General features: G+C 60.5%; 9 protein-coding genes. 3 read left to right on the top strand and 6 right to left on the bottom strand.

The annotated features are described in order from the left end of the window. Window positions 1–122 precede the first annotated feature (122 nt). From IFU29_RS13750 to bcsR, 5 genes are read right to left on the bottom strand one after another with little or no spacing between them, the layout of a single operon-like run. The gene (locus tag IFU29_RS13750) at window positions 123–3,401 is read right to left on the bottom strand and encodes a cellulose biosynthesis protein BcsC (RefSeq protein ID WP_191934417.1); all 3,279 of its coding nucleotides are present in this window, start codon (window positions 3,399–3,401) and stop codon (window positions 123–125) included. Beyond that, on the bottom strand, window positions 3,401–5,665 hold the full coding sequence (gene bcsB / locus IFU29_RS13745; protein ID WP_191934416.1) for a cellulose biosynthesis cyclic di-GMP-binding regulatory protein BcsB: 2,265 nt from the start codon (window positions 5,663–5,665) through the stop codon (window positions 3,401–3,403). The genes IFU29_RS13750 and bcsB overlap by 1 nt, the downstream gene beginning before the upstream one ends. Before the next feature lie 10 nt (window positions 5,666–5,675). Beyond that, the gene (bcsA, locus tag IFU29_RS13740) at window positions 5,676–8,285 is read right to left on the bottom strand and encodes a UDP-forming cellulose synthase catalytic subunit (RefSeq protein WP_191934615.1); all 2,610 of its coding nucleotides are present in this window, start codon (window positions 8,283–8,285) and stop codon (window positions 5,676–5,678) included. Then, window positions 8,282–9,013, bottom strand: coding sequence for a cellulose biosynthesis protein BcsQ (bcsQ, locus tag IFU29_RS13735; RefSeq protein WP_191934415.1), 732 nt, complete (start codon window positions 9,011–9,013; stop codon window positions 8,282–8,284). Before bcsQ ends, bcsA begins: the two co-directional genes overlap by 4 nt. Then, entirely contained in the window at window positions 9,013–9,204 is a 192-nt protein-coding gene (gene bcsR, locus IFU29_RS13730) for a cellulose biosynthesis protein BcsR (RefSeq protein ID WP_191934414.1), read from the bottom strand. The genes bcsQ and bcsR overlap by 1 nt, the downstream gene beginning before the upstream one ends. 294 nt (window positions 9,205–9,498) lie before the next feature. Here bcsR and bcsE point away from each other — a divergent pair, with 294 nt between their 5' ends. From bcsE to bcsG, 3 genes are read left to right on the top strand one after another with little or no spacing between them, the layout of a single operon-like run. Next, window positions 9,499–11,046 (top strand): cellulose biosynthesis protein BcsE, encoded by a 1,548-nt coding sequence (bcsE, locus tag IFU29_RS13725; RefSeq protein ID WP_191934413.1) that lies wholly within the window; start codon window positions 9,499–9,501, stop codon window positions 11,044–11,046. Next, window positions 11,043–11,231 carry a cellulose biosynthesis protein BcsF gene (gene bcsF, locus IFU29_RS13720; protein ID WP_191934412.1) on the top strand — a complete coding sequence of 63 codons (189 nt, stop codon included), beginning with the start codon at window positions 11,043–11,045 and terminating at the stop codon, window positions 11,229–11,231. Before bcsE ends, bcsF begins: the two co-directional genes overlap by 4 nt. Continuing rightward, entirely contained in the window at window positions 11,231–12,886 is a 1,656-nt protein-coding gene (bcsG, locus tag IFU29_RS13715) for a cellulose biosynthesis protein BcsG (protein ID WP_191934614.1), read from the top strand. The genes bcsF and bcsG overlap by 1 nt, the downstream gene beginning before the upstream one ends. A gap of 117 nt (window positions 12,887–13,003) precedes the next feature. Here the strand turns inward: bcsG and IFU29_RS13710 are convergent, their stop codons facing one another. Beyond that, window positions 13,004–14,002, bottom strand: a complete 999-nt coding sequence (locus IFU29_RS13710) for a glycosyl hydrolase family 8 (protein ID WP_191934613.1) — start codon at window positions 14,000–14,002, stop codon at window positions 13,004–13,006. Window positions 14,003–14,012: the final 10 nt, after the last annotated feature.

Raw genomic sequence — 14,012 nt, 5'->3', positions numbered from 1 at the left:
TTCAGCGCATATAGGGCAAAAAAAACAGCCCTGAGTATATCCTATGGGCAACGCTTTTTAAGCTATCACGCACCGCAATCGTTCGTTTAGGCGTTTTCCTGGTGTTTTTATCCGGATTTGGCCTATTTAAAGTCTGCATACGGTGTCAGCGGCTGCGGCGGCATATCCAGATCGCCCTGCCAGCCCGCTGCGGAATAGCGCAGGTACATCAGCCCGTGGCTGGGGGTGTAATCCTTTGCCTGCTGAATGTCCACGCCCAGCCCCAGCGTCCAGTGTGAGGATAACCGCCGCTCCACCAGCGCCTGCAGCGTGTAGCCCACGCCACTACCGCCGCCATTGCTACCCGGCGGATTATCACGGGTCAGTGCGCCGAAGCTCAACGGATAACGCGACTGCGCGTCGGTTTTCGAATGGGAAAGGGACACCGATCCCCCCAGTTCATAGGACCAGTTTTCAGTACGCTGACGCCAGGTGACCGGCACCGACAGTGAGGCATAGCTCTGCGGACTGTAGTAACCACCCTGGCCAAGGGAGTAATCGCTGAGATCTTTCGCGTAGTGCCACAGCATCCCGTTCAGGCCAATGGTCGCACGGCGGTTATTTTCGTTGATCAGCTTATAGTAGTAACCACTCATCAGCCGCTCACGTGAGTTATCCGCCACGTGGGTTCCGCTGATCTGGTGGGCGCTGATATCGGCCCAGATCCCGTGTGCCTCCCCCCGGTCGTAACTCAGGCCAATCGCCCCGCCGGTGGCGACCACCCCACCCCAGGTTTTACCGCTGGCCTGATTGGGATCGCGCGCGCCGGCAAAAGCCAGCAGCGAACTGGAAACAGGACGCCGCGAAGCAGTCAGCGACACGCCGACATCGCCTACGTCAGTGTTCCAGGTCAGGCCGCCCACCCAGTTGGTCACCTCGAAACCAAGAGGCGTGGTACCGATATCGGCCGACCAGCGGTCACTGCGCCAGCCGGCACCCACGCTGGTGCCATTCTGATGCTGCCTGAAATCCCGGTCACACCGGGCGTCATCATTGGCACAGGTACCGAAATTCTCGGTGATATTGCCGCTACCGCTGCGGGAAAACGTGCCCGCCGAAACGTCGACGTTGTCCAGCCGCAGCCAACTGCGGCCGTCGTGCCACGGCGTTTCCGCCTGCAACATGGTGGTATGCGCCGTGAAGTCGGAGATCCCCCCGGTACCCTTATTCCGTGAATAGTCTTCCTCCAGCGTCAACACCGTGTCCTGCTGGCGATAGAGGTCAGCGCTGTCGCTGCGGATGCTGCGCTTCAGCCAGTCGTCGCGCGCGTCAGTCCGCGTCAGCCGGGTAAAATCCTCATTGCTGGCAGGCCGCTGCGCGGCAATACCGCTGGCGACCATCGCCTGGCGGTAGTCAGCCAGCGCCGTATCGGGCTGGCCCTGCACGGCTTCCAGCCTTGCCGCATCGCGGAATACCAGTGCGCTCAGTTCCGACGGCATCTCTTTTTCGGCCGCAGGTTTTAACCCGGCGTACAGCGCCGCTGCGCGGTCGGTTTCCCCCACACTGAGCCACGCATTCGCCACCCGGCGTCCGTTACTGACGCTGGACGCGATCACCGCAGGCGGCAGCGCCTGCAACAGGCGACGGGCGGCGGCAGGCTGATGCTGTGCAATCTGTGTGTCGATGTTGTCAAGCAGACGCTGGCTTTGCAGACGGTCTGACAGGGCCTGAATATCCGGCGTCCACTGCGCCTGCGGCAGCGTGTTCAACTGCTTCAGCGCGTCGTCGTCGCGATCGCTGCCGGACAGCCACAGACCGTACGCGTAAACCTGCGCCGGATCCTGCGGCTGCTGGCGGGCCATCGCCACCATCAGCGCCTCTCCGGCAGCGGTCTGGCCATTTTCACGCAGCGCCCCGGCGTAGCGATAGTTCAGCCAGACGTCATCCGGCGCACCCGGCTGCGCCAGGCGGTATTTCTCCACCGCCTGCGCCCATCTGCCCTGCTGCCCCAGCCTGTCGCCCTCATCGCTCAGGGCATTGCTGCGCAGACGGTTGAGCGTGTCGCCCAGCGCCCGCTGCTGTGCGGCGGGCAGCGTATTCAGAAAGTCCAGCGCCCGCTGCGGGGACTGCTGCTGATAAACGCCCGCCAGGCGGCGCACCGCTGTGGTATTGCCGGGATCTGCACGCAGGGCGTCGCGGAAAAGCTGTTCTGCCTGGCCGTTATCTTTCCGCGCCAGCGCCACGTCGCCCAGGCCAATACGGGCATAGCCGTCCTTCGGATCGAGGGGACGGGCACGCTGATACAGACGCTCCGCCGTGGCGATATCCCCCGTCTCCAGCGCCTTATCGCCCTGCTCAATCATCAGCCAGTACTGGTTCGAGCGCAGCAGGCTCCGCCACTTATCGATATCGGCTCCCCCGGCATCCGCCTGCACCGCCCGGCGTAACCAGAGATCGGCGGAGGCACGGTTGCCGGCCCGCGAGTAGGCCTGACCCAGCGCCCCCAGCAGCGCCGGATCGTCAGGCGCGCCGCGCAGGGCGGCCGTCAGGGCGGGGATCGCCGTGGCACCGGCCCCGCTGTCGATCAGGGCCAGCCCGCGCAGCCGCTGCCGGAAAGCCGGGTCGGCCATCATCTTCTCCTGCCGTGCCAGCTCGGCCTGACCGTCCTCATGCGGCTTATCGCGGGTAAATGTCTTCAGATAGTTTTTTAACTCCGCCACGCTCTGCTCACTGACCGGGCGGGACTGAATGTGACTCAGCCACAGCTCTGCCGCCTGCGTCCGGCCCGCCGGATTCTCCGCGACGGACTGCAGCTGCTTAACGGCGGCCGGCACGTTATCGTTACTCAACTGCATCTGGGCAATCGCCATGCGCAGGCTGACATTGCCCGGCGCCTGGCGATCCAGGGCCTGCATCTGCGCCAGTGCATGCCTCTGTTGGCCGGGGAGTCTGGCCACCAGCCGCCAGTACTCCAGCGCGATATCGTTTGATGGAAATACGCCGTTGAACAGCGCATCCCAGGCTTTCAGCGCCTCATCCAGCCGCCCTGAAGCGGCGAGCAGGCGGGCCTGCTGCAGCTGCTGCCGTCCTTCCGGGGTGATCAGCAGCATACTGGCCGCCGCCTGTCGCGTCGCCTCCGCGTCGGGAGCGTTCTTTTTCAACCGGGCCATCAGCTGCGCGGCCTGTGCCTGGTCGCCCTGATGCAGCGCCAGTCGCAGCTTTGCCGCCAGCACGTCCGGGTTTTCCGGGGCGATCTTATCCAGCCGGTAGAGCGACTGGGTGACCAGTTCGTACTTATTGGTCGCCTCGCCGGTGCGTACCTGCTGCAGCAGCCACGCCACCGGCGCAACGTCCTCTGCCTGGCTGCCCGGGCTGAACGGCAGCAGCATAACGGGCAGCAGCAGCCCGGGCAGTCGGCGCATCACTCTTCATCATCCTCATCGTGCAGGCGACGACGGCTGACGGCGCGCATTACCCGCCATATCAGCACCGCAAACAGGATCACTACGACCCCAGCCAGCGCCGCCAGCCAGACCGGATGGGTGGCAAGGCTGTTCCACAGACGCTCCCACCACGGCAGATGCCCAACGTAATAGGTCTCTCCCACGCGCAGGCTGTTCACGCCGGACTCACGGATCACCGACACCGAGCCAAACATGGCCGCTCGCTTGCCGCTGTCGTTCATGGCGTTGGTCAGCAGCGTCCAGGCACGCGGACTGTCGGCCAGCAGCGCGACTACGCTGCGCTGCTCAAAGAACGGCGACTGAAAGCCCACCACCGCCGCCATCGGTCCGGCAGACACGATGGTGGTCTGGCTTTCCGGCTGGCGATCGGCCACCGGGCTCTCTGCCGTGTTCAGCGCAGGCTGGCGCACAGGCTTGTTAATCCAGCTTTTCGCGGCATCCACCAGCAGGTTGATACTGCTGTCGTCTTTTAAACCCGCGGGCAGGCTGCCGATCATCAGCAGGTCAGCATCCTGATTTTTGGCCTGTGACCAGTCATCGGTGAGGCGCACCTTCAGCGCCGGATAGCCGCTTTGCGCCCCCAGGGTGCCCAGCGCATCCAGCATGGCAGAGACCTGCTCCGGCTGCGGCCTGGCGTTCACCAGCACCAGGGTGCTGGCCAGGTCGGCCTGACGGCTGAACGGGAAGCCGGCGGAAGCAAAGGCCCGCAGGGACGGCATTTCAATAAAGTGACGATAGCCGGAGAAATCGACGGTGGAGCTGCCATCTATCACCACATGGTTGTCCACGGGCACCACGGTTTCACAGCGGCCGTCGGCGGTCCCGCCGATAAAGGTCAGCCCGTAGTCAAAGCTGAAGCGCAGCTGATTCACCACGTCGAGGCGCAGGGCCGGGATGGTCAGACTGGTCGAGTCATCCTGCAGCCCCTGGATGAGTGGAATACGCAGCAGCTGTTTACTGCGGTCTTTTTTCACCACCAGCGGATAGTCCTGCACAAACTGGTTATTCAGGTGAACCGCCAGCCGCGAACTGTCATTCAGGATCGGGGAGGTGTAGCGATACTGCAGATTCATATCAATGCCGCGAGCGCGGATCAGGAACAGATCAGGCGGCAGATTAAGCGTGAAATTGATCGGCGACGGCTGCATCCCATCAGACTGCAGCTGGCCCTGATACTGCTGCAGCTCGGCAAAGGTGGTGGCGCGATCCGTCCGCACCCAGTTCGGGGCATCGTACGGCTGGCGGTCGGCCAGCGGTTTCAGCGACTCAATAATTGAGGACTGGCCGCGCAGCAGCAGCTCGCCCTGTGCAATGCCCTGTGCTGCCATGACCAGATCGTTATCGTCACGCCCCATCACCACCAGCATCTTCTGATAAGGGTTATCAGGCTGGCTGATGATGGTCACCGTCGGCTTGTTTACCGCAGGCCAGGTTTTCAGGAAATCCGGCCGCCTGTCGTTGGTGGCAAAGACCACCGCATGCTGATCCTGCGGCAGCTGATTGTACAGCACCGGGAAATGCTGTCCGCGCCACTGCGCTTTGGTACCAAACCAGGAGGCGAGGATCCCCGCAGCACGCTGCGCCGTCAGATCCGGCGTGCCGGCAAACACCACCGGCAGCGACATCGGACGGTTATCGCGGCTGTCAAAGAACGGCTCCGGGAAGTGCGACAGGTCATTGGTCAGGGGGAGCTTTTGCAGCGTCAGATCCAGACGACTCTCTTTACCAATATCCAGCCAGATCGAACTGTAGGCGGGGTTTTCACAGACGTTGGTGTAATGGCCCACCAGTTCAAAACGGATGCGGTTAAAGTCGGAGATAAAGCGCGGGTCAATCGGCACCTGCACCTGGTTCTCTTTCCCCAGCTGCTCTGCCGTCAGCGTGACCAGCCCGACCATCTCATCATTCAGGTAGATTTTCAGATGCGACAGGGTGGGAAGCAGCGCAGGCGACGGGCGGAAGTTTAGCGTCAGCAGCGCCTGAGTGGCTACCTCATCGCTGCGTACGCCGAATTCGATCTGCCCGTCAGGCCGCGTGCCCCGCAACGAAAATGCCCCGGGCGGCGGCGCTATTTTCTCAAAATTCAGCACCGACTGGCGCACCGGGGCGGCCGGCAGCGGCGGGGCAGTCTCTGACACCGGGGGGGCCGGGATGTCTTCCGCCTGGCCCAGAGGCATCACCCCGATCAACAGCGCGGTAAACCAGCTCTTTTTTATCATCATCGTCTTATCTTCACTGTTGCGTCACGGGGCGGCGCACGCGCCCCACACTATGAGGAAGGAAGGAGGTCACCCACGCCACCAGCGAGGTTAATCCAATAAACAGCTGGCGCAGGCGCGGGGGCCCGTACTCCGCCAGCCGCAGATAGCCTTTAAAACCCAGTACCACGATATCGGCCAGGCTCTGTACCGGTTTATCTTCCGGGAAGCTGTCCTGCCACAGCGCCCAGGTATCGGCCCGGGCAAAGGTGCACTGAATAAATTCGACGTGCTGCTGTGTGGTGAGATTATTCAGGCGGATCCCCGCCCGGCGGCCAAAGGTTCGCTGCACCACACAGGGGAAGCTGAACTCCTGCTGACCGCGCTTGAGCAGTAAAAATACCGCCTCATCGCTGTTCAGGGCGTCCGCCTCACGCAGTTCCACCCCGACCCCGCCGTCGGAATAGTCGCGCAGGGTACAAGGCAGCAGGTGGCCGTCGGCGCGGGCAATCGCGGCAGGCATCGCCATCTCCACGCGATGGGCCTCGCGGATCTGACGCGCTTCCACCGAGACCGCCACCGCGCCCCCGAGGATAATCAGGTTGTATAATACCCAGACCAGGCTGACCAGTACCGTCAGTACCTCGCTGGTCGGGCCGGTGTAAATACGCCAGATACCCGCGATCACCCCGGCAACATTGATCAACACCAGGCACATATAGGGGCGGGTGATCACCCAGTCGAGGTGCTGCTCTTCAACCAGCCCCCCTTTGGCGGTAACGTTGAATTTCCCCTTATGCGGGTTGAGCAGCGCCACGGTGGTCGGCCGGGCGATATACCAGGCCAGCACGGTTTCATAGACCTCACTCCAGAACGAGTGACGCCAGCGTCCCTGAATTCGCGAGTTGGTCAGGCTGGTATGCAGCATATGCGGCAGGACATAGATCGCGATCGCCAGTGCCGGGGCATAAATAATAAACGAGTGGAATAGCAGGAAAGCCAGCGGGGCCAGCAGGAAAATCAGCCGGGGGATCCCCGCCAGGAAATGCAGCATGGCATTGGCGTAGCACAGGCGCTGCACCAGCTTCAGCCCTTTACCGAACAGCGGGTTGTCCAGGCGGAAAATCTGCACCATGCCCCGCGCCCAGCGGATGCGCTGGCCGATATGCGCCGACAGGCTCTCCGTCGCCAGCCCGGCGGCCTGAGGAATGCGAATGTAGGCCGATGTGTAACCTTTGCGGTGCAGGCGCAGGGAAGTGTGGGCATCTTCCGTGACCGTTTCTACCGCGATACCACCAATCTCATCCAGTGCGGTGCGCCGTAACACCGCGCAGGAGCCGCAGAAGAAGGTGGCATCCCAGACGTCGTTGCCGTCCTGAACCAGTCCGTAGAACAGGGTGCCTTCATTAGGGGTACGGCGGAAACGCCCAAGATTGCGCTCGAAGGGATCCGGCGAGAAGAAATGGTGCGGCGTCTGCAACATGGCCAGCTGGGGATCTTTTATAAACCAGCCAAGCGTCATCTGCAGGAATGAGCGCGTCGGCACGTGGTCACAGTCAAAAATCGCCACGTATTCGCTGCAGCAGACGGTGCGCAGGGCATGGTTAATATTACCGGCTTTGGCGTGATCGCGAACTTCACGCGCAACGTAACGGATACCCACGCTTTCAGCGAACTCACGAAACTCAGGGCGCTGCCCGTCATCCAGCAGGTAGATCGTCAGCTTGTCCTTCGGCCAGTCGAGGCCCAGCGCCGCATAGATGGACGGTTTTACCACGCTTAACGGCTCGTTGTAGGTCGGCACCAGCAGGTCAACGGTCGGCCAGCGGCTGACGTCTTCCGGCATGGACACCGGCTGACGGTTCAGCGGCCACAGGCTCTGGAAGTAGCCCAGCAGTAGCACCACCCAGGCGTAGGTTTCCGCCGCGACCAGCAGCAGACCAAAGGTCAGACTGAGCGGGTCATCCCAGTTGAGGGTCGACGTGTAACGCCACCACAGATAGCGGCAGGAGATGGTCAGCGACAGCACGATCATCATCATGGTCGACAGCCTGCCCGGAATACGTCGCACCACCATCGCCACGCTCCACAGCACCATCACGAAAATAAACTGCGTCCAGATGTCGAACGGCTGTGAAATACACAGCAGGGCCAGCCCCGTGGCCACCAGTACCGCCACGCTGAACAGCAGCTTACGCAGCAGCGGATGGAGCTGGGTTAACCAGCGCTCACCCCGGGTTTCCAGCCTGCTACGCTGCGCCCGCTGCGGCAAATGCTCCAGGCCGCGATAAAAGCGCTTACGCCAGCGCGCCAGCGGACGGAAGGCATTGAGGCGCTGACGCTCGCTGCGCCGTGACGCGTCAAGCGGTATAAACAGCAGCAGCCACAGGCTCTGTACCAGATAACGCAGCAGATCCGCCGGGCGCGGGCGCTCCGGGGAGATCTGCGGATAAAGGTCGCGGCGACGGGCGCGCACTGACTGCCATTCCGGGGATTCAAAACGCAGCAGCGCCCAGCCCAGCATCACCAGCAGGCACTGAAGCGCAGCGGTCAGCGCCGGAGTGCGCTGGTGACGATAGTCCCGATAGCGCCGGTGTAATGTCTGCCAGACAGGCGGGATCAGCAGCCAGCGCAGCGGGTTCATGCGGCGTTCCCTTTCAGATTGATCAGACACCAGCTTGCCAGCGTGGCGATCTCCTCTGCGCCCAGACTGAGGGGCCGGTATTCGCCCAGCGGCTGTTTGCACAGCAGCGCTTCGGCCACCGCCTCATCGCGGTGGATCAGCAGCGGCACCATCGCCTTCAGCGTGCTTAACCACAGCTGGTGCAGATCCTGCTGCGCCTTACTGATGGCGTTAAACTGGTTAAGCAAAAACAGGGTCTGCGCCGGGAACGTGGTCTGATGCAAACGCAGGTGGCAGTTACCGTCCGCATTGAGCAGCACCAGGCGGTGATCGGCCTGCGGTAGCAGCGCCTGGCTGACCGCCGGCATCTCCGCCGGGATATCCAGCAGCACCCAGCGATATTCACGGCGCAGGGCGGCCAGCCGTGCAGGCCAGCCGGCCAGTAATGTCTCGGGCTGGCGCATGCAGGCCAGACGTTCATCTTCCGGCATCTGGCCAAAGGGAATAAAGTCGAGCTGGTCGGTATAGCGCAGTGCGCTCTGCTGCCACGGCTGCTGCTGGCGCAGGCTGTGCGCCCAGCCACGGGTCTGCATCACCGGGGTATTAAAGTGGGTACCCAGCTGATTGTGCGGGGAGAAATCAATAGCAATGGTCCGCTCACCCAGCCGATGAAGCGCCCAGGCCAGCGCGGCCGTGACCGACGTGGTTCCCACTCCCCCGCGTAATCCCGACAAAGCGACGATCGGCATTAGCCCTCCTTTTCCTGTCGTACACCCAGTTCGCTCAGTAACGGCCAGCGGGTATAGATTTCAGCCAGCCGTTCCTGACGGGCAATATCGATATAACGAAATGCACCGAGCGAAAACGCCTTACCCAGTGCGCTGATATCATCGGATTGTTCGTGGTCGGAGGAGTAAGCAGGGCGCTGATTATTATTCATCTTTTCCAGCCATTATGCAGAGGTCTGCCGTTTTAAATATCGGTTCATTGGAGTCACGCTTTAAAAGGCACCAGGTTTACCTCAGGGTAAGCATCGTGCGGAAAAAACCACCACCGCTTCATAAAAATCAGTGGCAGACGCGATTCCGGCCTGTCCGCCGCATAAAAGATGAACGCGATATTAATGATTCACTGGAACGTATTAAGTAGTAATGTATATTTACAGTATAACAAATGGTACGCTTTTTTTTCCAGGCTATCACCACACTGAATTACCCCTGGTGCACAGAATCTTATGACGATTTCATATACCTTAGGTCTCGGACAGGTTCAAAATGAATTAGTGTTGATGCAACCGCCGGGCTGTTACTGGGTTACCGTCAGTCGGCAGGAAGATGCACGCCTGCTGATTCGTCAGACCATTGCCGCGCAGCGCGCACTCACGCTGATCAGTACGGCGGAGAAACCCCAGAGCCTGCTGACCCCTGCGCCGCAGGGCGGCCCGAATAAAATCCCGCTCTTTTCCCTGCCTGAAACGCCGGAAGCACTGAAGGATCTGGCGGAAGATCTGTCCCGGACGTTAGTCAGCAAACCCCGACTTCTGATATTTTACACCGCATTCAGCGCCTGGGAAAAGTTATCTTCCGCTGAATTAAATAGCTGGTTAAAGGGGATGCAAAATTGGTTAAGTGCGCGAAAATCAACCCTGCTGATTATCACCTCCGGTTCTGGCGTAAATCTTTTGCGCAATGATTTACAAACACGTTATCGTCATTTAGAAGGGCTGGCTCATCTTGAATGGCAGCAGGACAGCTGGAATTATCAGATTAACTGGTGGTGTAATAAAAGCGGCATGCTGGCAGATCGTGCACTGCGTCTCACTTTACTTAATGATGTATTCGTTCAAATTAATGAACTCGATCACAATACGCCATTAACGCTGAACGATGAAAACCTTTATCTGGCAGAAAAAAGCGTGCTGGAAGGTGCCCCCCCGCTTTCCAGTGCATGGACGCTGTTTGATGATAACAGCCAGCTGGCCAGTCGGGCGCAGCAGGCCAGCGCCGCGACCATTATCTTTACTCTGAGCCATAACGATCAGGTGGCAACGCTGGCGGGGGATATTCACGGCCTGCGCCGTACGCGCGGCAGCGGGCTGAAAATTGTGGTGCGTGAGATGCAGACGGCCCTGCGCTACAGCGATGAACGCCTGCTGCTGGCCTGTGGCGTCAACACCATCGTGCCGTTTAACGCCACCCTGTCACGCTTCCTGACCGCCGTTGAAGGCCTGCAGGGACAGCTTTATAACCGCCATGTGCCTGCCGATCTCGGCATCCTGCTGCGCTCGATGCAGCCGCTGCAGGAAAAAGGCTATCTTCCGCTGGAGCATTTCTGCCGCTCAGTCAAAAGACTGATCGATAACACCATGCTGCCGGAAAACGGTAAAGGCCTGCTAATTGCACTGCGGCCGGTGCCCGAACTCAGCCCGGAGCAGGCGCTGACGCTGTGTAAACCCCGGCGCTACGGTGACCTGGTGACCCGCATTGAGGACAGGGTGTATCTGTTCCTTTCGTCGTGCCGCTACAACGACCTGGATACCGCGCTGCACTATATCTTCCATCTGCCGCATGACGAGATTTTTACCAACCGGCTGGTGTGGTTCGAAGATCTGCAGATCCTCTCTGAAATCCGTCAAATCACCGGCCTGGTGCCCAGCGCCTGGCGTGATGCACCTGAGGCCGGACGCGATGTGCCGCAAGCGATCCCTGCCTCGCCAGAGATTCGCCTGGTGCCGCAGGAGGTGACGCTCACCACCCGTTCAGATAAAGAGGATCCGCAATGACACTGATGGATGGGGTGCAGATCGTCATTCTGCTGCTGCTGATTTTACTGCTGCTGAAGCCGTTTTATACCCGCTGGCTGCCCAAAAAATGGCACGGTGCTATGCATCGTGTTCTCCCCCCACGCGCCCTGAAATATGAAGGGACATGGCGGCGTAAACCCTCTGGTTCGGATACGAAAAAGTGATTAACCATCGTGATGCCTCACCCTCTGCCACCCCACCCGCCTGGCGCTACTGGCGCGGGCTGGGCGGCTGGAATTTTTATTTTTTGCTGAAATTTGCGCTGCTGTGGTTCGGCTATCTGAATTTCCACGCCCTGACAAATCTGGTGTTTCTGGCCTGGCTGCTGATGCCGATCCCGTCGCTGAAGCTGCACCGTCTGCGCAACGCGGTCTCGATTCCGCTGGGCATTGCCCTGTTCTGGCACGACACCTGGCTACCCGGTCTGCAAACCCTGCTCAGTCAGGGCGGTCAGCTGGCGGGCTTTTCCGCCGACTATCTGCTGGATTTGGCCACCCGCTTTATTAACTGGCAGATGGTGGGCGGTGCCTTCGTGCTGCTGGTGCTGTACCTGTTTATTGCCCAGTGGGTGCGGGTCACGGTCCTGGTCTCGCTGCTGCTGGTGTGGGTCAACGTGGTGAACCTGGCCGGCCCGGCCTTTACCCTGCTGCCCGCCGGAGAAGCCACGCCGCCGCCGGCGGCAAACGCCGCGCCAGAAGCGAAGAAAAATACGGTGAGCGGCATGGAGGAGACGCTGCCGCCGACCAGCGCTAATCTGACGGCGCACCTCAACGCCTTTTACACCAGTGAAAAGCAGCGTATGACGCAGTTCCCGGACGCGCTGCCTGCTGACTCTGCACCCTTTGATATTCTGGTGGTCAATATCTGCTCGCTGGCGTGGTCAGACATTGAGTTTGCCAAACTGCGCGAACATCCGCTGTGGCAGCACTTCGACGTGGTGCTGGATAACTATAATTCGGCTACCGGCTACAGCGGCCCGGCGGGGATCCGCCTGCTGCGCGCCAGCTGCGGTCAGAGTTCGCACAGCGAACTTTACAAGCCCACCGATGAGCGCTGCTATCTGTTCGATAACCTGGCAAAACTGGGCTTTAAGCAGCAGCTGATGCTCGACCATCCGGGCGTGTTTGGTGGTTATCTGCAGGAGCTGCGTGACGACGGTAATTTGCAGGCCCCGCTGATGTCACAGGCCGGAATTAAGCCCGAACTGACTTCTTTCGACGGCGAACCGGTGTTTAACGACGCCCAGGTGATGCAGCGCTGGCTTGACGACCGGCAGAAAAGCACCGACACCCGCAGCGCGACGTTCTACAACCTGATCCCGCTGCACGACGGCACGCGCGAGCTGGGCAGCAGCAAAACCGCCGCCTGGCAGCCGCGCGCCAAACTGCTCTTCGACCAGCTGGATGCGTTCCTGACCAACCTGGAAAAATCCGGCCGCCGGGTAATGGTGCTGGTGGTGCCGGAGCACGGTGCCGCGCTGGAAGGCGACCGGATGCAGATGTCCGGCCTGCGCGATATCCCCAGCCCATCGATTACTCACGTTCCCGTGGGCATCAAGTTTGTCGGTATGAAGGCCCCTCATGCCGGGAAACCGCTGGACGTCAGTACGCCGACCAGCCTGCTGGCCCTGTCGGAGCTGATTTCCCGCGTGGTGGATGGTCAGGTCTTTAACGCCGCCAACGTGAATATGGCCACGCTGACCGCCGACCTGCCGCAAACCCCGGTGATTTCTGAGAATGACAATGCGGTGGTGATGATGTATCAGGGGAAACCCTGGATTCGGCTGAACGGTGGGGACTGGGTCGCTTATCCGCAGTAGGGAGCATTTCCCCCTGTACGACGCAGGGGCCGGCCTTCTCTTCTGGCCGGCCCGTCACACCAGATTGCAGGCCAGCCGGAACACTACCTCGACCGTTACGGCTGGTTGACCCGTTGTTTAGTGGTCTTTAAACGCCAGCCATGTCAGCAGCCGCAAACTCGCTGAAAAATAGTCCTCATCGCTGTTCAGCGAATCATTCAGATAACCCGTTTCCCCGAGCGTCAGATCGCGCACGGCGAGCAGTCCCCCCGCCATAGCGTAAGGGGCTTTATCGTTACTCATGACATCAATCCAGGCGGGCGTTTGCAGGCGCTGGAAGTTCATCCAGAAACGCTGGAACGGCACCAGCTGTAACGACGCGGGATCGTACCAGTACAGATAAAGTGGAATACGGATCGCATCGTAGCTGAAGCGTGGTGGCCAGGCGGTCGCCGGGGCCAGTGACCCGTCGGCGTTCATCGCCACCCAGTCCAGCGGCAGAGCACTGTCACCGAAGCGCATCTCAGACAACAGGGCGACCCCGTCGTCGATCAGCGTATTCCACACCTTCAGATGGCTGCGCCGGGCAAAATCACGCCACGCCGGGAAGATAAAATAGGACGGGTTCAGTACCACATAGCTGGTCTTATTAAAGCCCTGCGCGCCCGGCAGCATGATCGTGTGGCCTGCAAAGACGGTCACGTTATGGGCGATAATCGCCCGCTGGATGCGATCTGAATGCTGTAAATAGGACTGATCCTGCCATTTCTCCCCGGCCTTCTGCAGCGCCCAGGCGATCAGCACATCGCCGTCGGAGGCGTTGTTTTTATCGCTGACCGGATCGGCATTCCCCGGAATATATTTCCAGTAAAACAGGTCATTCGTCGGGTTACTGAGGTTCTTTTGCGTCCAGCGCCACAGGCGGTCAAAGGTGCTGCGGTCGTTATAATACACCGCCATCAGCATGGCATACCCCTGCCCTTCAGTATGGCTGACATTGTTGTTGCCCGTATCCTGGATACGGCCTTCAGAGGTCAGAAAACGAGTTTTAAACGTGCCCCAGCCCTCTGCGGCGCTGGCATGGGACAGGCCCAGCACCAGCGCTAGCAGGATGATGCCCGCCCTGAACATTGCCATCATGGTATTC

It is taken from the genome of Erwinia persicina, assembly GCF_014838825.1.
Taxonomy (GTDB): domain Bacteria; phylum Pseudomonadota; class Gammaproteobacteria; order Enterobacterales; family Enterobacteriaceae; genus Erwinia; species Erwinia persicina_A.
This window is presented reverse-complemented; position numbering and strand designations above follow the sequence as displayed.

What these genes read in the sequence shown, in the direction of transcription:
- IFU29_RS13750 (WP_191934417.1), bottom strand. Translation starts at nt 3,401, where the DNA reads ATGCGCCGACTGCCCGGGCTGCTGCTGCCCGTTATGCTGCTGCCGTTC.
- bcsB (WP_191934416.1), bottom strand. Translation starts at nt 5,665, where the DNA reads ATGATGATAAAAAAGAGCTGGTTTACCGCGCTGTTGATCGGGGTGATG.
- bcsA (WP_191934615.1), bottom strand. Translation starts at nt 8,285, where the DNA reads ATGAACCCGCTGCGCTGGCTGCTGATCCCGCCTGTCTGGCAGACATTA.
- bcsQ (WP_191934415.1), bottom strand. Translation starts at nt 9,013, where the DNA reads ATGCCGATCGTCGCTTTGTCGGGATTACGCGGGGGAGTGGGAACCACG.
- bcsR (WP_191934414.1), bottom strand. Translation starts at nt 9,204, where the DNA reads ATGAATAATAATCAGCGCCCTGCTTACTCCTCCGACCACGAACAATCC.
- bcsE (WP_191934413.1), top strand. Translation starts at nt 9,499, where the DNA reads ATGACGATTTCATATACCTTAGGTCTCGGACAGGTTCAAAATGAATTA.
- bcsF (WP_191934412.1), top strand. Translation starts at nt 11,043, where the DNA reads ATGACACTGATGGATGGGGTGCAGATCGTCATTCTGCTGCTGCTGATT.
- IFU29_RS13710 (WP_191934613.1), bottom strand. Translation starts at nt 14,002, where the DNA reads ATGGCAATGTTCAGGGCGGGCATCATCCTGCTAGCGCTGGTGCTGGGC.